The organism is Streptomyces sp. YJ-C3 (assembly GCF_053891275.1).
On sequence record NZ_CM132685.1, the window covers coordinates 3,197,126 to 3,219,595 of the forward strand.

A 22,470-nucleotide genomic window follows, 5' to 3' on the forward strand; every position below is an offset into this window, starting at 1 on the left:
ATGACGATGGCCAAGGACGCCCCGGCCGGCACCGGCCCCCTCGCCCCGCCGCAGCCGGCCCCCGCCGTCCGCCTCGACGACGTCGCCGTCCGCTTCCGGACCAGGAGCAAGGACGTGACCGCCCTGCACGACGTCCGGCTCGACGTGTCCGACGGGGAGTTCGTCGCGATCGTCGGCCCGTCCGGCTGCGGCAAGTCCACGCTCCTCAAGCTCGTCGCGGGCCTGCTCGCGCCGTCCTCCGGTGAGGTCCTGCTGCACGGCGAGCGGGTGCGCGGGCCGCGCCACGACATCGGGTACGTCTTCCAGCGCGCGGCCCTGCTGGAATGGCGCTCGGCGCGGCGCAACATCCTCCTCCAGGCGGAGATGCGCGGCATGGCCGCCGCTCAAGCGCGGGCGCGCACCGCCGAGTTGATGGCGACGGCGGGCCTCGAAGGGTTCGAGGACGCCTACCCGCACGAGCTGTCCGGCGGGATGCAGCAGCGCGTCGCGCTGTGCCGGGCGCTGCTGCACGAACCGCCGGTCCTGCTGATGGACGAGCCGTTCGGGGCCCTCGACGCCCTCACCCGTGAGCAGCTGAACGTCGAGCTGAACCGGATCTGGCGCCGCACCCGCACCACCGTCCTCCTCGTCACGCACTCGATCGCGGAGGCCGTCTACCTGGCCGACCGGGTGCTCGTGATGAGCCCGCGCCCGGGTACGGTCACGGAGATCATCGAGGTCGGTCTCCCGCCGGAGCGCGGGTACGCCGAGACGCTCGCCACCCCGCAGTTCCGGTCGGCGACGGGCCGGATCAGGGAACTCCTGGGGGCGGTGGCCGCCCACGACTGAGCGGAGCGGGACCCTTCGCGGAGACCCCCGTGACCTCGCTGTTTCATATCTGGGATATCGTGCCGAATATGAGACGCGATGGTGAAGTGCCCACGGTTACCGATGCCGAGACGGATCCGGTCGACGCCCGGCTCGGCGCACGCCTGGCCGAACTGCGGGCCGAGCACGGCTGGTCCCTCGGTGAGCTGGCGGACCGCAGCGGGGTGAGCCGCTCCACGCTGTCCCGGGCCGAGCGGGCCGAGATCAGCCCGACCGCTGCGCTCCTCAACCGGCTGTGCGCCGTCTACGGACGCACCATGTCCCAGCTGCTCAGCGAGGTGGAGTCCGCCCCGGCCCAGGTCGTACGGGCCGCCGAGCAGCCCGTGTGGCGCGACGGCGCGACCGGCTTCGTCCGGCGCTCGGTCTCGCCGCCGCTCGCCGGTCTGCGCGCCGAGGTGGTCGAGGGCAGCCTCGAACCGTTCGCGGACGTCGTCTACGACCGGCCGCCCGTCCCCGGCCTGGAGCAGCACATCTGGGTGCTCGACGGCCGCCTCGACCTGACCGTGCAGGGCGTCACGCACACCCTCACCACGGGGGACTGCCTGCGCTTTCGCCTGTGGGGCCCGACGCACTTCCACTGCCCGGGACCCGAGGCCGTGCGCTACGCGCTCGTGGTGGTCCTGCCGTGATCCGTACCGAACGGCTGACCCCGGATCAGTTCGCGCCGCACGCAGGCGCGTTGGGGGAGCTGCTCGCCGACGTCGTGGCCGGCGGCGCCTCGCTCGGCTTCCTGAGCGGGCTCACGCGCGACGAGGCGACCGCGTGGTGGCTGGGCCGCACGCCCGTCGTCGAGACCGGTGACCTCGTCGTCTGGGCGGCGCTCGATGCGGCGGACGTCTGCGTGGGCACGGTCTCGCTCGGCTTCACCCGCTGGGCCAACGGCCGCCACCGCGCCGAGATCCTCAAGCTGATGGTGCACGAGTCGGCCCGCGGCCAGGGGCTCGCCCGCACCCTGCTCACGACCGCCGAACAGGCCGCCGCCGACGCGGGCATCACCCTGCTTGTCCTCGACACGGAGACCGGCAGTCCCGCCGAGACCCTGTACCGCAAGGCCGGCTGGACCGAGGCCGGTGTCATCCCCGACTACGCGGCCGATCCGGCCGGGGTCCCGCGCCCGACGACGCTCTTCTACAAGCGTCCCCGGACCCAGGACCCCGACGCGCACTGACGTCGCGTCAGTATCTGAGCGCCGCGAGGTAGTTGTAGCTGTTACGTGCGGTCGCGAACGGATCGGCGGGTGTGTCGTGCTCGACGAGCCACTGCCGGACGCCGCCCTCGCGGGCATGCGCGAACATGGCGGCGAAGTCGAGCGTCCCCGACCCCACGTCGGCGAAGTCCCCGTTCGGCGCCATGTCCTTGACGTGCAGCGCGGGGAACCGGCGCGGATGCCGTACGAAGTACGTCGCCGGGTCCGCCGCGCCGCCCTTCGCCGCCCAGTACACGTCCAGCTCGAACGCGACCAGATGCGGATCGGTCTCCCGGACGAGGATGTCGTACAGGTTCTCCCCGTCCACCACCACATGGTCCGAACCGTGGTTGTGGAACAGCACCGGGCCGAGCCCCGCCGCGCGCGACGCGGCCCCGATCCGGTTGAACTCCCGTGCCGCTTCCCGGAATCCGGCCACCGTGTGCATCGAGCCCGGCAGACTCGGCACGACCGGCCATGTCGCACCCAGCGTGTGCAGGTCGTCGAGGGCCTGGCCGAGACCGTCGCCGGTCAGTGTCGGGTACGCGACGTGCTCCAGGACCGCGAGCAGCCCCACCGCGTCGAGCATGCCGCGGATCCCGGCCGCGGTGTACCCGTGCCGGCCGCTCACGCCGACTGTCGCGTAGCCGATCTCCGCGAGCTGCCCGACGGTGCCCGCGAAGTCGCGCGCCAGTACGTCGCGCATCGTGTAGAGATGCATGCCGATGGCGCCGCGCGGGATCCGCCGTCGGCCGGACGCCGCGACGGGCGAGGTGAGGACGGCGGCTGCCGAGGCGCCGAGTGCCGTACCGAGAAGGGCTCTTCGGGTGACCGTTCGTGCGGTGCGTGTCATGTCGTCCTCCCTCACTTCACGGTGACGCGGACCGCGCCGGTCGTCGTGTCGCCCTTGTCGTCCGTCACCGTCAGATGCGCCGTGTAGGCACCCGCGCGTGCATACGTGTGCTCGGCCGTGGCCCCCTCCGGGCCGCTCGGTTTCCCGTTGTCTCCGAAGTCCCAGTGGTACGAGGCCGCTGTGCGGCCCTCCGGGAGCCGGACCGAGCCCTTGAGCGCGACCGCGAGCGGCGTCGTGCCCTCGGCGGGCGTCGCGCGCACGGTCACCTTGGCGCCGGCCCGCTTCTCCACCCCCGGCCCGTTGAAGTGCAGCCAGTCGAGGGCGAGCAGATCGGGCCCCTCGGCGGACCAGTCCGGGTTGCGGAACACCACGTAGAGCTTGAACGTGCTTCCGTGCGGGGCGAGTTGCGTGGTCGGGGAGACCGCGTTGCCGTAGCCGCCGGTGTTCGGCACGGTCGCCTTCCCGAGCAGCGGCCCCGTCGGGGAACCGGCGCGGAACTCCACGTCCCCGCCGATCCCGCCGGACGCCGCGCCCACCGTCACCGAGTCGACGCCCTTGAGGTGCGCCGGGTCGAACGACACCCAATCGCCGTCCTCGATCTCGCCGAGCCGTTTGCCGCCCGACGCCTCCGCGCGACTCACCGTCTCCGCACCGTCGTGCGCGCCGCCGGTCGCCGTGAAGTGCTCGGCCTCCCGGAACGACGTGCGCAGGGTCAGCGAGTCCGACCCGGTGAGCGCCGGGACACCGGCCGTGCCGCCCTTGTCCTCGTACTGCGCGCTGATGCCGTAGTACAGGTTCTGGCCGGGGCCGTGGCTGTCCCCGGCGTCGGTGACGATCTCACCGGTGCAGCCCGTGTAGTTGTCCAGCGGATGCAGGTGGGTGTCGTGGCCGAGCTGCGACTGCACGACGACCCGCGAGCAGTCGATCCGCTTGCCGGAGCCGTCCTCCCGGTCCGTCACCTTCACCGTGAACGGAATCGTGTCGCCGAAGGAGAACATCCCGCCCTCGGGAGGCTGGTGGATCGTCACCACCGGTCTGGTGTTGCCGACGGTGACATCCGTGACCGCGCGACTGCTCAGCCCGCCGGGCCCGGTCACGGTGAGCCGCGCCGTGTACTGACCGTTCTTCGTGTACGTGTGCGTGGGCTTCGCCTCGGTCGAGTCGGTGCTGCCGTCCCCGTCGAAGTCCCAGGCGTACGTGACCTGTTGCCCCTCGGGCAGTCCGGAGCCCGCGCTGTCGAACGCCACCTTCAGCGGCGCCTGCCCACTGTCCGGCGCCGCGGCCGCTCGGGCCTCCGGCAGCCTGCTGTCGGCGACGTAGTCGATACGGTAGATCCCCGCGCCCTCGTTGCTGCCGCCGCGGCCCGTGCCGCTGCCGAGCCCGAAGTCGATGACGTACAGCGCGCCGTCAGGACCGAAGTCCGCGTCGAACGGCTGGTTCCATTTCATGTCGCCGAACACGGAGTTGATGGAATTCAGATCGCCCGACTTCGCGGCCGGGAACCGCGGGTCGGTGAACGTCTGGTCCTTCTCCTGCATCGAGAAGACCTTGAACCACTGCCGCGTCAGCTCGTACGTGAACCACTTCCCGTCGAAGTACTCGGGGAATTTGGTGCGATACGTGTTCTCGGAGTCGTAGGCGTAGACGGGGCCGCTCATCGGGCCGCCGCCGCCCGTCCCCAGTTCCGGGAACTGCTCGGACGCAGAATACGCGTACCAGACCGTCGCGGGCTGCGCGGGCGGCAGTTCCGTCAGACCTGTGTTGTTCGGCGAGTCGTTCACGAGCTTCGCGCAGTCGAACTTCGCTCCCGAGGTCTTCGTCGCGAAGTCGTAGTCGTTGAACGGGGTGTTGTTCCCGATGCAGTACGGCCAGCCGAAGTTCCCCGCCTTCGTGATGCGGTCGAACTCGACCGTGCCCTCGGGGCCCCGGTCGGCCACGGCCTGCCGGGCGTCGGGACCGTAGTCCGCCACCAGCAGCGCCCCGGTCTTGGGATCCGTGGTGATGCGGAACGGATTGCGCAGCCCCATCGCGTACACCTCGGCCCGTGTCTTCTCCGCGCCCGGCGCGAAGAGATTGCCCTCGGGGATCGCGTACGTGCCGTCGTCCTTCGGCGTGATCCGCAGCACCTTTCCGCGCAGATCGTTCGTGTTGCCCGCGGTGCCCTGGGCGTCCCAGGCGCGGCGGTCCGCGCGTTCGTCGATCGGCGCGAAACCGTCGGAGGCGAAGGGATCGGTGTTGTCACCGGTCGCGATGTACAGATCGCCCTTCTTGTCGAAGGCGATCGACCCGGCCATGTGCGAATTCGCGCGGCCCTCGCCCCGCAAGGTGGGAATGGCGAGCAGACGCTTCTCGCTCGCCGGATCGACTTTTCCGCCCGATTCCGTGAACCGCGACAGATTGATCCGCTTCTCCGTCTTGTCCGAATTCAGGAGATAGACCCAGTGGTTCTCCTGGAAGTCCGGATCGAGGGCGAGCCCCAGCAGCCCGTCCGACTGGCTCGTCATCTCCGGCGTGTACGCCAGATCGAGCGCCGTCGTGACCTTCATCGACTCCTGGTCGACGATCTTCAGCTTGCCGGTGCGCTGGATGAAGAACACCCGCCGGTCCGGCGCCACCGCCAGCTCGAACGGATCGGCGAGATCGGCCGTCGCCAGCGGCGTGCGCTGGAAGGCGCCCGTCTTCGTCGCCGAGCAGTCGCCCGCCTTGCTGCCCGCCGCCCACTCGATGCCGCCGAGCAGATGCCGCAGGAAACCCGCCTCCTGGAACGCCGACTTCGCGTGCCCGCCGGCCGTGTACCAGGAGCGGCCGCCGTCGTAGTTCTGGCACCACGACCACGGGTGGTCCACCCCCTCGTCGAGCCCGGAGACACCGTCACGCACCTTGATCTGCGCGAGCGTGTGCACCTTGCCCGTCGGATCGGCGCGCCAGTTGTACCACTCCTCCGTCCGTTCCCACAGCTCGGGAAGACCCTTCGTGGAGGGGTGCGCGTGGTCCAGGACCTTGACGCGGCCGGTCTGCACGGCCGGGTGCTGGTCGAAGATCGCCCCGACCAGCCCTTCGTACCAGCCCCAGTCCCGCTCGCTGGCCGACGCCGCGTGCAGTCCCACCCAGCCGCCGCCCCCGCGCACGTACTTCTGCAGGGCCGCGCGCTGGTCCGCGTCGAGCAGATCCCCGCTCTCCGGGGTGGAGTTGGTGTTGTTGAAGACGATCGCCCGGAAGCGGGCCAGGTTCGTGTCGGTGAACGCGGTGGCGTCGTCGGTCGCCTCGACCTCGAAGCCGTTCTCCGCGCCGAGCTTCTCGACGGCGTCGACACCGGCCTGGATCGAGTCATGGGCGAAGTTGGTGACCTTGGAGAAGACGAGGACCCGGAAGGCCTCCTCCTGTGCCTGGGCCCGCGGGCTCAGCCCGAGCCCGCCGGCGAGAAGAGCCAACAGGGCGAGGAGCAGGGTGAGGTGAGGGAGGTGACCTCTGGGTCTGCTCCGGCGGCGGACGGGTGGTGCGGCTGTACTCGACGTACTCATGGCGCTCCCTTGGCTGTCGGCCGCGGACGGATGCCGTGGCTGCGTGATGCTGCGGGTGTGCGGTGAGTGCTGGTGGAGTGCAGCCGGGAACGCCGGAGTGCGCCTTCCGGATTCACAGGACGTACCTAGAAAGCGCTTTCCCGAATGCGTCGTTCAGCGTAGGTTCGCCGGACCTGAGGGGTCAATGGGTCGGAAGCGGCGTACGTACCGACAGGAATGAGGGCCGACGGGGCAGGGGAGATGCAGGAAACCCGCACACCCAGCAGCGAACAGGAGCCGCCCCATGACCGACCCCGCCTACACCGCCACCGCTCTGAGCACCGGAGACGGCGCGGCCGTGGCCACGTACACCTGGCTGCCCGACGGCGGCCGGCCCCGCGCCTTCGTGCAGATCGCCCACGGCGCGGCCGAGCACGGACTGCGCTACGACCGGTTCGCCCGCCACCTCACCGCCCACGGCTACGCCGTCATCGCCTCCGACCACCGAGGCCACGGCGCCACCGCCGCCTCCACCGGCGGCTACGGCGTGACCGACGACGCGGAACCCGGCACCGTCGACGCCTGGGTCGCGATCGTCGAGGACATCAAGGCCATCGGCGACCAGGCGCGGGCGCTGCACCCGAACGTCCCCTTCGTGCTGCTCGGCCACAGCCTCGGCTCGCTGCTCGCCCGCGACTACGCCCAGCGGTACGCGGACGACCTCGTCGGGCTGATCCTCTCCGGCACGTTCCGCTCCCTGCCCGGCGCCGACAACGAGGGCTCGATCGCGGCCCTGGAGGCGGAGATCGCCCGCTCCGGCCGGGCCGCGCCGTCCTCCTACGTCCCCGACCTGTTCGCCTCGTTCAACGACCCCTACCCGCACCGCACCGGCTTCGAGTGGCTCTCGCGCGACGAGGCCGAGGTCGACAAGTACGTCGCCGACGAACGCTGCGGCTTCCCGTTCTCCGCGGGCCTCGCCCTGGACTGGGTCCGGGCCGTGCGCCGGATCAACGACCCGGCGAACCTCGCCCGCATCCCCGCCGACCTACCGATCCACGTCGCCGTCGGCACCGAGGACCCCTGCAACCAGCGGATGACCCTGGTCCACGAACTCCTGGAGGACTTCCGCTACGCGGGCGTCACCGACCTGACCTGGCGGGGCTACGAGGGCGCACGCCACGAGATCCTCAACGAGACCCACCGCGACGAGGTGCAGGCCGATCTCACCGCGTGGCTGGACAAACGAGTGCCGTGACCAGGTCGCCTGCCGTGATTGTCAGTGCCCTTGGCTACGGTTTCTCCCATGCCGGACGCCGAGGATGTACGCACCATCGCCCTGTCCCTGCCGGACACGACGGAGAAGATCGCCTGGAGCATGCCCACGTTCCGGGTCGCGGGGAAGATGTTCGCCACGCTGCCCGAGGAGGAGACGTCGATCGCCGTGCGCTGCCCCAAGGAGGAGCGCGACGAGCTGGTCCTGGCCGAGCCGGACAAGTTCTGGATCGCCGACCACGAGGCCTCCTTCGCCTGGGTCCGCGCCCGGCTCGCCGCCCTCGACGACACGGCGGAGCTGCGCGCCATCCTCGCCGACTCCTGGCGCCAGGCGGCCCCGCCCCGACTGCTCGACGCCCACCCGGAGTTGGGGCTCCCGGCCACGGACTGAAACTCCGTGGGGCCCGGCCCGGGGCGCGTGGCATGATCCGCCCGTAGAGAGGGCGGATGCGGCGTCGCAGGGGACGGCCGTGAGCCGGAAGGAGCCGGGCGGGCATGGGCGGGGACGGACCGACAGGACAGAACGGTGGAGAAAGCGGCGGTCCGGCGGGCGATGAGCGTGCCCCGGCCGGACAGGAGCGAGGCCGCGGACCGGGCGGCCTGACGGCGCGGCACGGCCCGTGGCGCCGGCGGAAGCGCGACGCCTCGACGACCCGCCCGCGCGGCATCTGGTCACGGGACTTCGGGCTGTTCTTCACGGCCCGGGCCGTCGCCAAGCTCGGCGACACCATGCTGCCCGTGGCGCTCGCCGCGGGCCTGCTCCAGTACGGGTACGGCGCGGGCGCCGTCGGCCTCGCGATGGCCGCCTCCGTCGGCTGCTTCGCCGGGCTCGTCATCTTCGGCGGGGTGTTCGCGGACCGGTTCAGCACCCGGTGGCTGATGATCGGCGCCGACGTCACACGCCTCGTCTCCCAGTCCCTCGCCGCCGTCATGTTCTTCACCGGGCACGTCGTGCTCTGGCAGATCTGCGTCATCGGCGCCGTCAACGGCGCGGCGTCCGCGATCTTCCAGCCCGGCGTGGCCAGCACCGTGCCCCGCCTCGCCGCCGATGTGCAGGCCGCCAACGGGGCGATCCGCGTCGCCGAGTCCGGCTCGCAGCTCGCGGGGCCCGCGGTCGCCGGTCTGCTCGTCGCGTTCGCCTCCCCGGGCCTCGTCTTCGCCGCGCACGCGGGGACGTACGCGCTGAGCGCCCTGTGCCTGCTGCTGCTCCGGCTGCCGCCCGCGGCCCCCGACAGCCGGGCCCCGAGCAACGGCTTCCGCAAGGACCTCGTCCAGGGCTGGCGGGAGTTCCGGTCCCGATCCTGGCTGTGGGGCGTCATCGCCGTCTGGTGCGTCCTGCAGATCGGCGCCTCGGGCCCGGCCGTCCCGCTCGTCGCCACCCAGGTCACACAGGAGTACGGGCCGCGCGCCTACGGCCTGGTCAACTCGGCACTCGGCGCGGGTACCGTCATCGGCGGCCTGATCGCCCTGCGCCTGCGGCCCCGCCGCATGCTCCGCGCGGGCTCCCTCGCCCTGCTCGGCTTCGCCCTGTTCCCCGCCGCGGTCGGCGCGGGCCTCGGCGTGCCCGGGATGACGGCGGGCTGCGCGGTCGCCGGGGTCGGCATGTCGTTCTGGGGTGTGATGTGGGCGACGAGCGTCCAGACGCAGGTGCCTCACGACGTCCTCAACCGTATCCACGCGTACGACGTCGCCGGCTCCCTCGCCATGGCGCCGGTCGGCCAGGCGCTCGCGGGCCCCGCCGCCGGGGCGTTCGGTACGCATCACGTCCTGCTCGCCGGCGGCGTGGTCACGCTCGGGTGCGTCGCCGCCCTGCTCCTGATCCCGGCGATCCGCGGCCTGGAACGGGCCGATGCACCCCGCATGCCTTCCTTGCCCGTGCCGGAGCCGCGACCGGCGAGGTCCGGCCCCCGCTGACCCGCTGGGCCGGACCTCGGCGATCAGGCGTCGCCGTACCAGCCCCTGCCGCTGGACCAGTGCGCGACCCAGCCCGCGAAACCGGGATCGCCCGCGAAGCCCCCGAACGCCGCGCCGAGCGGGGCGGCGCCCTCTCCGCTGATCCACCAGATGCGGCCGCGCTGGGGGCCGGTGACGACGAGGTGCCAGTTCATGCCGCAGCCGTCCGTCCCGAGCACGAGCGACCCGTGGTCGAAGACCGCGTCGGGCACGTCCTCGTCGGGATCCACGTCGTCGGCCTCCCACACCCATTCCTGCTCGAGCGGGAACGGCAGATCCGGCCGACGCGCGTCCCGCTCGTCCCCCCAGTCGCCCGGCAGCCCGGCCAGCGGCACGAGCCCGTACTCGGGCGGCCCCTGCTCGCAGCCGTCGGATATCTCGGCCACGCAGGTGCGGTACGGCTCCGGCAGCACGATGCCGTGTTCCGCCTCGAAGGCGCGCACCGCGTCCCAGCCGAGCGGGGGAGCGCCGTCCTCGAGCGCGGCGCGGAGCAGGTCGAGCTCCGCCGGATCAGCCTGATCGACATTCATGGGGAACAGTTACCACCGACGACGCCCGCGGCAGGTGGGGGAGCCGGGCCCCCACGCGAGCCGGCGGGGCCCGGGCCCACAATGGGCGGACCGGCAGAACTCATTGGGTACCGAACACACAGGAGTGACATGTCTGTCTTCGACACCGAGATCGGCGCTCTCACCGGCGGCTCCGCCGACCTGGGGCAGTACAAGGGCAAGGCCGTGCTGATCGTCAACGTCGCCTCCAAGTGCGGCCTCACCCCGCAGTACACCGCGCTGGAGGAACTGCAGAAGCGGTACGCCGACCGCGGCTTCACGGTGCTGGGGGTGCCCTGCAACCAGTTCATGGGCCAGGAGCCCGGCACCGCCGACGAGATCGCCGAGTTCTGCTCGGCGACGTACGGCGTGACGTTCCCGCTGACCGAGAAGGTCGACGTCAACGGGGACGACCGGCACCCCCTCTACGGCCAGCTGGTCACCACGCCCGACGCCGAAGGCCACACCGGCGATGTGCGGTGGAACTTCGAGAAGTTCCTGATCTCCCCCAGCGGCACCGTCACCGCGCGCTTCGCCCCGCAGACGGAGCCGGACGCGGAGGCCGTGACCGCGGCCATCGAGGGCGTCCTGCCGCACTGACGCCGGTCCGGGACACAGCAGGGTGCGTCCCGGTTCGCCCGGGCCACCCGCGTTCGCTCGGGGCACCCGCCGCGTCCTCGTGCGCGGCCGTGTCCCGGCGGCGCCGCTTGCCTCAAAAATCGAACACATGCTCTAGTAGCGTCATGCGGAACACCCTCACCGATGGCCCCACTCCGAGCGGGAGCGCCCCGTGGCCGACGAAATAGTCGTGCACCGTCCGTCGCCGACCGGTGGTCGCCGGGTCACGGCCGGTCAGACGATCCTCGGCCTCGCGCACAGCGACCGCGACGTGATCGAGTTCCTGCGCCGCGCCGGGCTCGACGACGCCGAGGGACTCGTGCTGGGGGATTCGCCGCTCATCCGCTGGGCGGGCGGACGCGCGCACGAGTACGGGGCGCCTTGAGCCGTGCTGGTACCTCGCCGCACGGGAAAGGCGTGCGCGACCACGGCTCCGAGTGCGGTATGGTTTCCGTGCACGTTCGGCCAGGGGAAACCCCAGGTCAGCGAGCACCGGGACGTGGCGCAGCTTGGTAGCGCACTTGACTGGGGGTCAAGGGGTCGCAGGTTCAAATCCTGTCGTCCCGACAGTTCGACTCGTCGAATGTCGCAGGTGAAGGGCCGTTTTCGAACGGCCCTTTTTCTGTTTCCGGTGCGCTCCCCGGTGGGAGCGGGGGAGTGGGGGCGGGCTCCCGCTGTCCCCTCGTCTGTTTGCTCCCCCTGGGGGCGGTGCGCGCATATTCGATTTCTTGCGCCCATGGGACGGGGAGCCGCAGGCGACAAACCAGGCACGGATGTGAACGTGAGCGACATCTTGACCCCAGTTCCGCTTTTGTTCACGTGTTATGTCGACTATGGGGCTCGCTGGTTGCGTGGGGTGTGGAGGAGTTGAACGCGGGTGGGAGTCCTGCAGCGGCTCGTCCGCATCGGGTCATCGCGGCTGCGGACTTCGCGCACCGGTCGGGGGATACGTCGGAGGCGCCGCATCCGGGGGAGTCATCGTGGGGTGAACTGGCTTACTACGCAGAAGAGTTGGCGGCATCCACCGAGGACGGCGATGTCGCGGCGCCGGCCGATGCGGTGCGCGAGGCGGGACGGTTGAGGGAGGGCGGCGGCAGGCAATGAGGCCCGCCGCCGCCCGTGCCACAGGTGCTACTGGTTACCCCAACCGGCTCCCGGTCCGGCTCCCGGCCCCGGTGCTCCCCAGCTGGCCACCGGTGCGGCGGGTGCCGCGCCGCGGGCCTTGCGGCCGCGGCGGAGCAGCAGGATGCCGCCGATGAGTGCCAGCAGCCCCGGCCCGCCGAACGCGGCGGCCATCCCCACGTATTCGCTGTCGAGGCCCGCGGCGATACGGGCCGGGGTGCCGTCGTCGCCGGAGCCGAAGTGGGCCCCCGCGCCCTTGGTGCCCACTGGCACCGTCCTGGTGCCCTTCACCTTCGCGGCGGCGCGCAGCGCGGCCGCGGCGTCGATCTCGCCGTAGCCGGTGGTCGGCGAGTACGTGCCGGGGTGCGCGGCCGTCTTCCGCAGGACCTGGGACACCTGGGCGGGTGACAGATCCGGGTACTTCGACAGCAGCAGCGCCACGACGCCGGAGGTCAGCGCGGTGGCGGACGAGGTGCCGTCGATCGGCATCAGGCCCTTGCTGCGGTAGTCGGCGCTGTAGATACCGGTGCCCGGCGCCGCGATGTCCACGTAGTTGTGAACGGACGAGAACGACGTCCGCTGCCCGCCCGGCTGGGTGGCCGCCACGGTGAGCACGCCCGGGTAGGCCGCCGGATAGCCGACGTTGTTCTCGCCGCCGCCGTTGCCGGTGTCGTCGATCTCGTTCAGGTCGCCGCTGTTGCCGGCCGCGACGACCACGGTGACGCCCTTGGAGAGCGCGTACGAGATCGCCGCGATGTCGGTGGTGTCGCTGTGCGAGAACATGGCGTCGCTGCCGAGCGACATCGAGATCACCTTGACGCCGTGCTTCACCGCGTACGTGATCGAGTCGCTCAGGGCGTGGACGTTGTCGTCGTTCCCGCCGCCGTTCTCGACGGCCTCCTTCCAGGTCTCGTAGTCGGGGTCCTTGTCGTCGCGGATCGCCCGCAGCCCGAGGACCTTCGCCTGCGGTGCTGCCTCCAGCACGTTCGAGGCCATGGCCGTGCCGTGCGCGCCGTACCAGGACGCGTCCTGGTCGGTCTCCTGGAGCATGTCAGGGCCGTTGGTCACGCGGCCGTTCAGCGCCGGGTGGCCGGTGCGTATCCCGGTGTCGATGACGGCCACCTTCACGCCGTCGCCCTGGGTCACGGCGTGCGCCTGGGGCAGCGAGAGCGCCGCCTTTTCCCAGCCGCGCGCGGCCGCGGTGGCGGTGCCCGGTGCTGTGGCGACCAGCGTGAACGCGAGCCCGCCGACCAGGGTGGCGAGGGCCGACCGCGGCGGACGGCGCAGACGCGGCTTCGGTGCTTCGGCGCGGCTCAGACGCCCCATGACTTCTCCTTGCCGCTGAGGACATCCGGGAACGAGCGGCCGTAGGCGCTGGCGATGTCGTCGGCCATGTCGGGGTAGATCGACAGCTCGCTGAGGTCGCCGTAGGCGTCCCATTCCTCGGGCAGCGTGCCGTACGTGCGCTTGAGGTCGACCGGCCCCGCGGTGACGGCCACGACATAGGGCGGATCGTCGATGCCCACACCGATGTCCGAGACGCCGCCGCCCATGGCCCGCCAGTTGGCGGCCAGGGTACCCGGCGCGGAGAGCGGCTTGACGGGCGGTGTGACGGGCTCGCTGGCCCGGGCCGCCGACTTGGCCTCGTAGTAGTGGTTCGACAGCGCTTTCGCGCCCGCGTAGGAGTCGGTGACGATGAGCGCGACCGTGGCCGCGTTCTTGCCGCCGCCGTCGACATACGTGGCGGCCAGCACCCGCTTGCACCCGACCGACTTGGCCTTCTTCAGGAAGGTGCCCTGCAGGTTCTTCGCGCAGGAGCCCTCGCCGATGATGCCCTGCCTCATCCAGCCCTTGTTGTGCTGGATGAGGCTGGTGTCCTCCAGGTGCGCCGGGAAGATCTGGTCCGTCTTGAGGTTGTGCCAGGCCTTGGGCATGAACTCCGGGTTGGACACGGTGTGTTGTGAATTCTTGACGGCGGCGGCGAACACGGCCGCGCCGATCAGCAGCGGGAGGACGCCCAGCACGATGAGGACCGTGCCCCAGATCCGCGAGCCCTTCCCGGCGGAACGGTTGCCCGGCCCGCCGGCAGGAGGCATCGGCGCGAAACCGCCGCCCTGGGGCGGGACGTTCGGGAGGGGCGGCGCGGGCTGTGCCGGGTAGCCGTAACCGGGCTGCGGCTGCGCGGCTTGGCCCGCGCCCGGAGACGGCGGATAGCCCCCATAGGGAGGACTCCCGTAGGCACCCCCTTGGGCAGGGTACGACTGCGGCTCCGGCTGCCAGGGCCCCGGAGCGGGTGTGGACGGCACGTGTGCTTCCCCTCGTGATCTTCAGCCGGTGACCGCACCCTGTTCAGTTGAGGTGGGGCGGGTTCGGCAATGACCGTGTGCAGGGGTAAAGGTAATAGGAACATAAGGAACCAGCCGTGGCGGGGCTGCTTTCGGCACGGGAGATCCACGGTCTTGCGGGGCTGGTCAGGCAGTGCGTAGCGCTTCTTCATGCCGCGTAATCTCCGGCAACGGATCGGCCCGCCGTCCCACCTCCAGCACGTCGCGCACCGCACCCTCCGCCGCCCCCAGCCGCTCCCGCCGGCGCGCGACGATGCTGACCGGACGGAGTGGTTCGGTCAGGGGGAGTTGGAGGTCGCCGGAGTCGAGTCGGTGGGCGACCGCGAGGCGGGGGAGGGGAGGCTCCCTGGCCGTGGCCACGTCAGGCGGAGCTGGGCCGACAGCGAGCCCGTCACCATGGAGAGTTGGGCGTCGGCCGGCAGGTCGCGGCCGAAGCGGTCGACCAGCATCTCGCTCGTGCAGCCGGGCTCCGCCACGAGGAAGTCGACGGCCAGGAGGTCGTCGGGCCCGGCTGCGTCCCGCGCCGCCAACGGGTGTGCCGGGCCCGCCACCAACCCCTGCGGTCGTGGCCGACGACCGCGTGCGGGCCATGCGCTCGCGCCCCGCGGTCGTACTGCAGAGTTAGGTGCAACTGGTGCAGCGCGTGGCGCAGATGACGTTCATTCCAGATGAGGGTGCGGTCCAGTAGTTCGTGACGGCAGGTCTGGACCCAACGCTCCATGAGGGCCTTCATGCGCGGGATTCGGATGCCGGTGCGCACGACTTGGATGCCGGCGTTGGCCAGGATCTCGTCGAAGAGGGCAGGGTACTTCGCGTCCCGGTCTCGGATCAGGTAGGCGACGGTGGCTTGCGCGTCCGTCCGGTCGATGGCCAGGTTGCGGGCAGCTTGGGTGACCCAGGCCGCGGAGGGACGGGCAGTCGTGCCAAGGATCCGAATGCGGCGGGTGGCGTGTTCGATGATCGCGAGGATGTACTGGCGTCGGCCGGTCAGGGGGACGGTCTGGATCAAGTCGCAGGCCAAGAGAGCGTCTGCCTGCGAGCGCAGGAAGTCGGCCCAGGTGGTGGCGGCCCGCTCGGGTGCTGGGTCGATGCCCTCACACGTGAGGACTTCCAAGGTGGTGAAGGCGGCGATCTGGATGCCAAAGGTGGCGAGCTCGCCGTGCACCCGGCGGTAACCCCACGAGGGGTTCTCACGGACCAGGCGCAGGATCAGCATGCGGATCGAGCGGATTGTGGGCGGGCGGCCGGATCTCTTCGGCCGGCAGGTACGGACATGACGCCGTTTCGTCAGGTCGCGATACCGGCGCGGCACAGTGTCAGGCCGGGCCAGTAACTGCAACCGCCGCAGGACTTGACGGCGCAGGGGCACCAGCAGAGCAGCAAGAAACACCCGGACTTCCGGAGCGAGCTTCACCCGGTCCGCCCCGAGCGATCGTTCGAGGACGGTGAACTGGTGGCGCAGGGCGAGGACCTCCGCGTCCTTGTCGCGGTCGCTCATCACATCGCCGTCAGGGCCGACCTGGGGTGCCGCGCTCCATGGAGCGCGCATCGGGCGTGATCAGCCTCACGGCAGGGTTCGGCAAGTAACCGGCTGGCGGTGACCGAGAATGCCTATTCCTCGACCTGCGCCGGATCGATCGGAATCTCGCGTGCCGTGTTCTCGGCGCGCTCCTCGGCGCTCAACTGTCGCGCCACGGTCCCACAGCAGCGGTTGAACTGGTTCTGCCAGTCCGTCATGAACATGTCGTAGCTGGACTGGCCGACCAGCTTCAGGTCCGACTCGTCGTTGTGCCAGACGCCGTTGCTCGTCCAGTTCGAGGAGCCGACGAACACAAGTCTGGAGTTGGACGCACCCGCGTAACCGCCGCTGACCATCATGTACTTGTCGTGCGTGTAGTGCAGAGCGTTGCCGTTCGCGTCGGTGCCGCGGGTGGTGTCGTGCACGTCGATATTCGGCCGGTCCTTCAGGTAGTTCTGCACGCTGCCATCAACCATGCCGGCGGTGAAGAGTATCCGTATCTTCACGCCGGAATTCGCCAGGCTCACCAGCTTCTTCGGCAGCTCCAGATAGTTCCGGTCGCCCGGCTGCCCGTGAGAGGTCCACTCGAACATGGCGATGTTGATCGTGGCCGGCGCCTTGACGTTGTTCAGGAAGTCGACCCAGGTGTCGCTTCTGGAGCGCGCCTTGGGCCACTGGTAGGAGGGTGGCGACAGTGTCCTGGCGGCCTGGCCGCTGGTGGAGTTGTAGTAGTCGGGCACCAACGGGCCCGGGCCGCCCAGCGCCCCCTTGGTCATGGCTGTGAAGTAGCGCACGTAGGAGTTGTACAGATCGACGTTGCCCTTGACGGTGGCGGCACTGTTCCACGCGGTTCTGGCCTGGGCGGAGGTGGGGTTGGCGCTGCTGACGGTCACCGTCCTGTTCGCGTCGCTCCCGCCGCTGAGCATGTAGTACTTCGCGTGCAGGGCGGAGCCGGAGTAGTGGGTCAGGCAGCCGCCCGGGCACAGCGCGGCGAAGCTGGAGGCTCGCGGGTCGTTGCCCAACTCGGTGACCATCGACTGCCAGATCGCATTGTCGCTGTGAGAGTCCATCAGCGCCTTGACGATGACGCCACGTTGGTGTGCGGCGATCAGGGCGTTGGCGAACTCCGGGCCCGGGTGTGTGCTGCCGATCGAGTACATGGCGACGCGTATGGTCTGTCCACAACTGGCGCTGTTGATCGATTCGATGATCGGGCCCATGATGTTCATCTGGGCGTCCGCGTCCTCGGGGTCGCTGAAGTGCGGGCCCGGTCTTGAGATGAACGTCCGAGACTCGCAACTGAGCGGAGGCTTGGCCTTCTTGACCGCCGCGTGCGCCGTTGTAGGTGACAGCGCGGTGACGGCCAGCGCGGTGATCAACGTGAGCGTACGCTTCATGGACGGGCCTTTCGCTGGGTTGTTGACGATGGCGAGTCGGGGTGTTGCTGTGCTGATCGACCAATGAGTGGTCGCCGAGGTGGGCCTGGTGGCCGACGTCGCAGTGCGGTTCCGTCCGGCAGTTCGGTGTGACGGAGTCGCCGGTCACCCGGTCGCATGAGCTACGCGCGGCTACGCATCAGTTGGCGGCTTTCGCGCCGAACATCGGGTAGCCGTCGCCGTTGATGTCGCTCGCGGTGAGGGCGGCGCCCCAGCGGTCGTGAGAGGAAGCCGCGGAGTCGGCGATGGTGGTGCCACCGGGCAGGCCGCAGGCCGAGCCCTGAAGGAGCGCGACGGTGCCGCCGTCGAGGTCGGCACCGACCTGCTCGTGCCCGGCGCCCATCGCGAGGTCGTCGAAGCCGTCGCGGTTGAAGTCGCCGTAGGCGCCGACCCGGCCGAAGCCGTCACCCGCCTCGGAGGAGCCGGGCGCGCTGGTGGTGTTCTGGCTGATGGTGGTGCGTTTGACCGACGTGATGCCGTTCGCCGATGCGTACAGGGCGACGAAGTCCCCTGCGTTCTTCCGCCCGGACGCAGTGGCGTTGCCGGCGGAGAACGCGACATCGCCGTAACCCTCCCCGGTGAAATCCGCCTTGTGGTGCGTGACGGAGTCGGCCGCGCCGGCCGTGTCCGCCGACGCGGCGAGGAGGCCGCCGGTCAGGTGCGCCGCCCAGGCGTTCGCTGTGGCGACGCGGATGCGCGTCGGAGGCGGGGTGGTAGGGCGTATGTGCTTGGCCATGCGTTGAGCTCCTGCAGGGGACAGAGGCGTCCGGCGGACATCCCGCTTCGATGAGGTGGTGGGCCGTTGATGTTTGCCCGAATTGGTTGTTTCAGGCGTGAATCACCGTTCCGCAAACAGGAGACTCGCAAAGGCGTCCGAGGGTTGCACGAGAAAGCCGGGAAGCGGCCGCGACGCTGCGCAAGTTGAGCCAGAGGGCGAGCCAGTCGCCCGGGCGTTCGGTGGGCTGCTGGTGGGCGAGCCGGTTGCCGGTGTCGGGGTGAGTGTCGTACTCGGACAGGTGGAGAGCTTGCCCGCGGAGGAGGAACTGGGATTCGTGGCGGGCCTGTTCGGCTGTGTGGCGCATCTGCCTGAAGAACCGGACACGGTCCGCCGCGGCCGGCTCCGGCGCGTTCGGGGATGGGCCGCGCCCGGGCGGGGGTGCTTCTGTCCACCGGCAGGTGATGGCTCCGGACCGACGTGGCCTTGCCCACTCCGCACGCCGCGCGCGTGCGAACCGAATAGGCTAAGCCGGTTGTTTGGTTCCAGGTACGGACAAACCCAGGCGATCCGAGTGCGCCACGTCACACTCTCGGGGACCCGTGGCCCTCGACGAATAGGACCCGATGGAAGCCACGCGCACGAACGCCGAGCTCAGCCTGCTCGACGTGGAGATGGGCGAACAGTTCGAGGAACCGGCCCTGTTCACCGCGGGACGCGCCGCCGCGCCGCGCACCCTGGCCGACATCCTCGACGCGACGGTGCGGGCACACCCCGATGAGCCCGCTCTCGACGACGGCACCCGACAGCTGACGTACCGTGAGCTGGCCGCCGAGGTGGAACAGCTACGGCGTCGGCTCGACGTCGCCGGGGTGGGGCAGGGCGACCGCGTCGGCGTCCGCGCACCCAGCGGGACGAACGAGCTGTACATCGCGATCCTCGCGGTCCTCGCCGCGGGCGCCGCCTACGTCCCGGTCGACGCCGAGGACCCCGACGAGCGCGCCGACCTCGTCTTCGGTGAAGCGGAGGTCCGTACCGTCATCGGTGCCGGGCACGGTTTCGTCGTGGAGAAGCCGTGCGACGTTCCGGCCGCACGGCCCGGCGCCGACGACGACGCCTGGATCATCTTCACCTCCGGTTCGACCGGTAAGCCCAAGGGCGTCGCGGTCAGCCACCGCAGCGCCGCCGCGTTCGTGGACGCCGAGGCCTCCCTCTTCCTCGCCGAGGACCCCATCGGGCCCGGCGACCGTGTGATGGCGGGACTGTCCGTCGCGTTCGACGCCTCCTGCGAAGAGATGTGGCTGGCCTGGCGCCACGGTGCCTGCCTGGTGCCGGTGCCGCGCTCCCAGGTGCGCAGCGGCGCCGACCTCGGGCCGTGGCTCGTCGAGCAGGAGATCACTGTTGTCTCGACGGTGCCGACCCTTGCCGCCCTGTGGGAGCCGGAGACCCTCAACGACGTACGCCTGCTGATCTTCGGCGGTGAGGCCTGTCCGCCCGAGCTCGTGCAGCGGCTCGTCACCGAGGGCCGCGAGGTGTGGAACACCTACGGGCCCACCGAGGCCACCGTCGTCGCGTGCGCCGCCCTGATGACCGGCGGCGATGAGCCGGTCCGGATCGGACTGCCCCTGAACGGCTGGGAGTTGGCCGTCGTCGACGACAACGGTCGGCCCGTGCCCATGGGGGAGAGCGGGCAGCTCGTCATCGGCGGCGCGGGACTCGCCCGCTACCTCGACCCCGAGAAGGACGCCGAGAAGTACGCGCCCCTGGAGTCGATGGGCTGGCAGCGCGCCTACCGCAGCGGCGACCTCGTCAAAGCCGACCCGGCAGGCCTCGTCTTCCTCGGGCGCACCGACGAGCAGATCAAGCTCGGCGGCCGCCGCATCGAACTCGGCGAGGTCGACGCCGCCCTGCAGGCCCTGCCCGGCGTCGCCGGCGCGGCCGCCGCCGTCCGCACCGCACGCGGCGGCAACCAACTGCTCGTCGGCTATCTCGTCACCCAGGACGGCTTCGACCACACGGCCGCCGTGAACCGGCTGCGCGCCGAACTGCCCGCCGCGCTCGTCCCGTTGCTCGCCCCCGTGGACGAACTCCCCACCCGCACCTCCGGCAAGGTCGACCGCGCCGCCCTGCCCTGGCCGCTGCCCGACCTCGACACCGGCACCACGACCGAGCAGCTCTACGGCACCGAGGCCTGGCTCGCCGAGCAGTGGAGCGAGACCCTCGGCATCCCCGTGACCGGTGCGGGCGACGACTTCTTCGCGATCGGCGGCAACAGCCTGGCCGCCGCCCAGCTGACCACCCGGCTGCGGACGCGCTATCCGAGCGCCGCCGTCATCGACATCTACGACCGGCCCGTCCTGCGCAAGCTGGCCCGCCGCCTGGAGAAGTCCGCGCAGGACGACGGCGCGGAACGCGTCGTCGCGCCCGTGCCCCGGCGCACCCAGATCACCCAAGTCCTGCTGCTGCTCCCGCTGTTCACTCTGGTCGGGCTGCGCTGGAGCATCGCGCTCGCCGCGCTCGGCAACGTCCTGCACCACTTCGGCGCCTACCCGTGGGCCCCCACCGCCTCATGGTGGCTGATCGGCGCCGGCGCCCTCGTCCTGTACAGCCCGCCCGGACGTCTGGGCATCGCCGCGGGCGGCGCCCGGCTGCTGCTGCGCGGCGTCGGACCCGGCACGTACCCGCGCGGCGGTTGTGTGCACCTGCGGCTGTGGACCGCCGAGCGCCTCGCCGAGCACAGCGGCGCGACCGCGCTGACCGGATCCTGGCTGGAGCGGTACGCCCGCGCGCTCGGCGCCAAGATCGGCCCCGACGTCGACCTGCACTCGCTGCCCCCGGTCACCGGACTGCTCAAGCTCGGCCGCGGCTGCGCCGTCGAGACCGAGGTCGACCTGTCCGGACACTGGCTGGACGGCGACCGCCTGGAGATCGGCCCCCTGAAGGTCGGCGCGGGCGCCGTGGTCGGCACCCGCAGCATCCTGTTGCCCGGCGCCCGCGTCGGCAAGCGCGCCGAGGTCGCCCCCGGGTCCGCCGTCCGCGGGCAGGTCCCGACCGGTCAGCGCTGGGCCGGATCGCCCGCGGTCAAGCTCGGCCGGGCCAAGCACGACTGGCCGAAGCAGCGCCCGCCGCGCGCGGTGCACTGGCGCGCGATGTACGGCGCGACCGGCACGGCCCTCACGCTCCTTCCGGTCGCGGCCCTGGTCCCCACGCTGTTCGTGGCGCACGCCTTCGTGCCCGCCGACGCCGCGCTCGGTGGGGCCGTGCGCGGCGCACTGCTCGCGCTCGTCCCCGCGACCCTGGCCTTCGGCCTCGCGTACGCCGCGCTGATCCTCGTCTGCGTACGGCTGCTCAGCCTCGGCCTGCACGCCGGAACCCACCCCACCCACAGCCGCGTCGGCTGGCAGGCGTGGACCGTCACCCAGCTCATGGACCTGTCCCGGCGGACGCTCTTCCCGCTGTACGCCGGGCTCGTCACCCCCCTCTGGATGCGGCTCCTCGGCATGCGCATCGGACGCGGCGCCGAGGTGTCCACCGTGCTCGCGCTGCCCAGCCTGACCACGGTCGGCGACGGCGCGTTCCTCGCGGACGACACACTGACCGCGCCGTACGAACTCGGCGGCGGCCGGGTCCGCATCGGCCGCGCGGAGATCGGCCGCCGTGCCTTCCTCGGCAACTCCGGTATGGCCGCGCCCGGCCGCCGCGTGCCCGACGACGGACTGGTCGGCGTGCTCTCGGCCACCCCCAAGAAGGCCAAACAGGGCAGCTCCTACCTCGGCCTGCCGCCGGTGGAACTGCCGCGTGCGGCGGCCGACGCGGACACCAGCCGCACCTACACGCCGCCCGCCCGCCTCAAGCTGGCCCGCGCCCTGGCCGAACTGTGCAGGATCGTCCCGGTGCTCTGTTCGACGGCCCTCGTGGTCCTCGTGACCGCGGTGCTCGCCGCGACCGCCGCGCACGGGCTGTGGCTCGCCGCCCTGCTGTCCGGGGTCGTGCTGCTCGGCGCCGGAACGCTCGGCGCTCTCGTCTCGATCGCCGCCAAATGGCTGCTCGTCGGCCGCCACCGCACCGGTCAGCACCCCCTGTGGTGCGGCTTCGTCTGGCGCAACGAACTCGCCGACACCTTCGTCGAGATGGTCGCCGTGCCCTGGCTCGCCGGAGCCGTCACCGGCACCCCGGTCCTGAATCTGTGGCTGCGCGGGCTCGGCGCGCACATCGGCAGGGGCGTGTGGTGCGAGAGCTACTGGCTGCCGGAGACCGACCTGGTCACCCTGGAGTCCGCCGTCGCGGTGAACCGCGGATGCGTGGTGCAGACACACCTCTTCCATGATCGGATCCTTCGGACGGATACTGTGGTCCTGCGCGAGGGCGCGACCTTGGGACCTGGCGGAATCGTGCTGCCCGGCAGCGAGATCGGAGCCCGGTCGACCCTGGGGCCCGCGTCCCTCGTGATGGCCGGCGAGTCGGTACCGGCGGACACCCGCTGGCTGGGCAACCCGATCGAGGCCTGGCGCCCCTGAGGTGGCGGGCCGCCGCCGG

General features: G+C 71.1%; 17 protein-coding genes and 1 tRNA gene. 10 read left to right on the forward strand and 8 right to left on the reverse strand.

Features of this window, described 5'->3' with window-relative positions:
• The 3 genes from ACVHNB_RS13980 to ACVHNB_RS13990 all read left to right on the forward strand — a co-directional run bounded on the left by ACVHNB_RS13980 (position 1) and on the right by ACVHNB_RS13990 (position 2,035).
• A complete protein-coding gene (locus ACVHNB_RS13980; protein ID WP_428950866.1) occupies positions 1–828 on the forward strand; it encodes an ABC transporter ATP-binding protein in 828 nt (275 codons plus the stop codon).
• Between the two features lie 68 nt (positions 829–896).
• Complete coding sequence (locus tag ACVHNB_RS13985) at positions 897–1,496, forward strand: helix-turn-helix domain-containing protein (protein WP_428950865.1); 600 nt, start codon at positions 897–899, stop codon at positions 1,494–1,496.
• Entirely contained in the window at positions 1,496–2,035 is a 540-nt protein-coding gene (locus ACVHNB_RS13990; protein WP_456228884.1) for a GNAT family N-acetyltransferase, read from the forward strand. Before ACVHNB_RS13985 ends, ACVHNB_RS13990 begins: the two co-directional genes overlap by 1 nt.
• A gap of 7 nt (positions 2,036–2,042) precedes the next feature.
• Here ACVHNB_RS13990 and ACVHNB_RS13995 read toward each other — a convergent pair whose 3' ends face one another.
• Together ACVHNB_RS13995 and ACVHNB_RS14000 are read right to left on the reverse strand one after the other, a co-directional pair.
• On the reverse strand, positions 2,043–2,906 hold the full coding sequence (locus ACVHNB_RS13995; protein ID WP_456228217.1) for a sugar phosphate isomerase/epimerase family protein: 864 nt from the start codon (positions 2,904–2,906) through the stop codon (positions 2,043–2,045).
• A gap of 11 nt (positions 2,907–2,917) precedes the next feature.
• Positions 2,918–6,427 carry a ThuA domain-containing protein gene (locus tag ACVHNB_RS14000; RefSeq protein WP_456228218.1) on the reverse strand — a complete coding sequence of 1,170 codons (3,510 nt, stop codon included), beginning with the start codon at positions 6,425–6,427 and terminating at the stop codon, positions 2,918–2,920.
• A gap of 283 nt (positions 6,428–6,710) precedes the next feature.
• On the opposite strand from ACVHNB_RS14000, the gene ACVHNB_RS14005 reads away from it, so the two are divergent.
• From ACVHNB_RS14005 to ACVHNB_RS14015, 3 genes are all read left to right on the forward strand, one after another.
• On the forward strand, positions 6,711–7,661 hold the full coding sequence (locus tag ACVHNB_RS14005; RefSeq protein WP_428950861.1) for an alpha/beta fold hydrolase: 951 nt from the start codon (positions 6,711–6,713) through the stop codon (positions 7,659–7,661).
• A 48-nt stretch (positions 7,662–7,709) separates the two neighbouring features.
• Positions 7,710–8,069 (forward strand): MmcQ/YjbR family DNA-binding protein, encoded by a 360-nt coding sequence (locus tag ACVHNB_RS14010; protein ID WP_428950860.1) that lies wholly within the window; start codon positions 7,710–7,712, stop codon positions 8,067–8,069.
• Positions 8,070–8,173: 104 nt separating this feature from the next.
• On the forward strand, positions 8,174–9,592 hold the full coding sequence (locus ACVHNB_RS14015) for an MFS transporter (RefSeq protein WP_456228219.1): 1,419 nt from the start codon (positions 8,174–8,176) through the stop codon (positions 9,590–9,592).
• A 23-nt stretch (positions 9,593–9,615) separates the two neighbouring features.
• Here ACVHNB_RS14015 and ACVHNB_RS14020 read toward each other — a convergent pair whose 3' ends face one another.
• Positions 9,616–10,161: an SMI1/KNR4 family protein gene (locus tag ACVHNB_RS14020; RefSeq protein WP_428950858.1), complete on the reverse strand. Its 546-nt coding sequence runs from the start codon at positions 10,159–10,161 to the stop codon at positions 9,616–9,618.
• Between the two features lie 129 nt (positions 10,162–10,290).
• Here ACVHNB_RS14020 and ACVHNB_RS14025 point away from each other — a divergent pair, with 129 nt between their 5' ends.
• From ACVHNB_RS14025 to ACVHNB_RS14035, 3 genes are all read left to right on the forward strand, one after another.
• Positions 10,291–10,779 (forward strand): glutathione peroxidase, encoded by a 489-nt coding sequence (locus ACVHNB_RS14025; protein WP_428950857.1) that lies wholly within the window; start codon positions 10,291–10,293, stop codon positions 10,777–10,779.
• 190 nt (positions 10,780–10,969) lie between these two features.
• Positions 10,970–11,182, forward strand: coding sequence for a hypothetical protein (locus ACVHNB_RS14030; protein WP_428950856.1), 213 nt, complete (start codon positions 10,970–10,972; stop codon positions 11,180–11,182).
• A gap of 108 nt (positions 11,183–11,290) precedes the next feature.
• Positions 11,291–11,364 (forward strand) — tRNA-Pro (locus tag ACVHNB_RS14035).
• Positions 11,365–11,928: 564 nt separating this feature from the next.
• Here ACVHNB_RS14035 and ACVHNB_RS14040 read toward each other — a convergent pair.
• From ACVHNB_RS14040 to ACVHNB_RS14060, 5 genes are all read right to left on the reverse strand, one after another.
• Positions 11,929–13,245, reverse strand: coding sequence for a S8 family peptidase (locus ACVHNB_RS14040; RefSeq protein ID WP_456228220.1), 1,317 nt, complete (start codon positions 13,243–13,245; stop codon positions 11,929–11,931).
• The gene (locus ACVHNB_RS14045) at positions 13,233–14,015 is read right to left on the reverse strand and encodes a hypothetical protein (protein ID WP_428950854.1); all 783 of its coding nucleotides are present in this window, start codon (positions 14,013–14,015) and stop codon (positions 13,233–13,235) included. The genes ACVHNB_RS14040 and ACVHNB_RS14045 overlap by 13 nt, the downstream gene beginning before the upstream one ends.
• A 527-nt stretch (positions 14,016–14,542) precedes the next feature.
• Complete coding sequence (locus tag ACVHNB_RS14050) at positions 14,543–14,815, reverse strand: hypothetical protein (RefSeq protein WP_456228221.1); 273 nt, start codon at positions 14,813–14,815, stop codon at positions 14,543–14,545.
• Positions 14,816–15,875: 1,060 nt separating this feature from the next.
• Positions 15,876–17,180, reverse strand: coding sequence for a phospholipase D-like domain-containing protein (locus tag ACVHNB_RS14055; protein WP_456228222.1), 1,305 nt, complete (start codon positions 17,178–17,180; stop codon positions 15,876–15,878).
• Positions 17,181–17,358: 178 nt separating this feature from the next.
• Complete coding sequence (locus ACVHNB_RS14060) at positions 17,359–17,955, reverse strand: hypothetical protein (RefSeq protein ID WP_428950851.1); 597 nt, start codon at positions 17,953–17,955, stop codon at positions 17,359–17,361.
• 605 nt (positions 17,956–18,560) lie between these two features.
• Between ACVHNB_RS14060 and ACVHNB_RS14065 the strand changes: the two genes are divergently transcribed.
• The gene (locus tag ACVHNB_RS14065; RefSeq protein WP_456228223.1) at positions 18,561–22,451 is read left to right on the forward strand and encodes a Pls/PosA family non-ribosomal peptide synthetase; all 3,891 of its coding nucleotides are present in this window, start codon (positions 18,561–18,563) and stop codon (positions 22,449–22,451) included.
• Positions 22,452–22,470 lie beyond the last annotated feature (19 nt).

Excerpts from the sequence above, each read along its gene's own strand:
- ACVHNB_RS13980 (WP_428950866.1), top strand. The coding sequence starts at position 1 with ATGACGATGGCCAAGGACGCCCCGGCCGGCACCGGCCCCCTCGCCCCG.
- ACVHNB_RS13985 (WP_428950865.1), top strand. The coding sequence starts at position 897 with ATGAGACGCGATGGTGAAGTGCCCACGGTTACCGATGCCGAGACGGAT.
- ACVHNB_RS13995 (WP_456228217.1), bottom strand. The coding sequence starts at position 2,906 with ATGACACGCACCGCACGAACGGTCACCCGAAGAGCCCTTCTCGGTACG.
- ACVHNB_RS14000 (WP_456228218.1), bottom strand. The coding sequence starts at position 6,427 with ATGAGTACGTCGAGTACAGCCGCACCACCCGTCCGCCGCCGGAGCAGA.
- ACVHNB_RS14005 (WP_428950861.1), top strand. The coding sequence starts at position 6,711 with ATGACCGACCCCGCCTACACCGCCACCGCTCTGAGCACCGGAGACGGC.
- ACVHNB_RS14010 (WP_428950860.1), top strand. The coding sequence starts at position 7,710 with ATGCCGGACGCCGAGGATGTACGCACCATCGCCCTGTCCCTGCCGGAC.
- ACVHNB_RS14015 (WP_456228219.1), top strand. The coding sequence starts at position 8,174 with ATGGGCGGGGACGGACCGACAGGACAGAACGGTGGAGAAAGCGGCGGT.
- ACVHNB_RS14020 (WP_428950858.1), bottom strand. The coding sequence starts at position 10,161 with ATGAATGTCGATCAGGCTGATCCGGCGGAGCTCGACCTGCTCCGCGCC.
- ACVHNB_RS14025 (WP_428950857.1), top strand. The coding sequence starts at position 10,291 with ATGTCTGTCTTCGACACCGAGATCGGCGCTCTCACCGGCGGCTCCGCC.
- ACVHNB_RS14040 (WP_456228220.1), bottom strand. The coding sequence starts at position 13,245 with ATGGGGCGTCTGAGCCGCGCCGAAGCACCGAAGCCGCGTCTGCGCCGT.
- ACVHNB_RS14045 (WP_428950854.1), bottom strand. The coding sequence starts at position 14,015 with ATGCCTCCTGCCGGCGGGCCGGGCAACCGTTCCGCCGGGAAGGGCTCG.
- ACVHNB_RS14055 (WP_456228222.1), bottom strand. The coding sequence starts at position 17,180 with ATGAAGCGTACGCTCACGTTGATCACCGCGCTGGCCGTCACCGCGCTG.
- ACVHNB_RS14060 (WP_428950851.1), bottom strand. The coding sequence starts at position 17,955 with ATGGCCAAGCACATACGCCCTACCACCCCGCCTCCGACGCGCATCCGC.
- ACVHNB_RS14065 (WP_456228223.1), top strand. The coding sequence starts at position 18,561 with ATGGAAGCCACGCGCACGAACGCCGAGCTCAGCCTGCTCGACGTGGAG.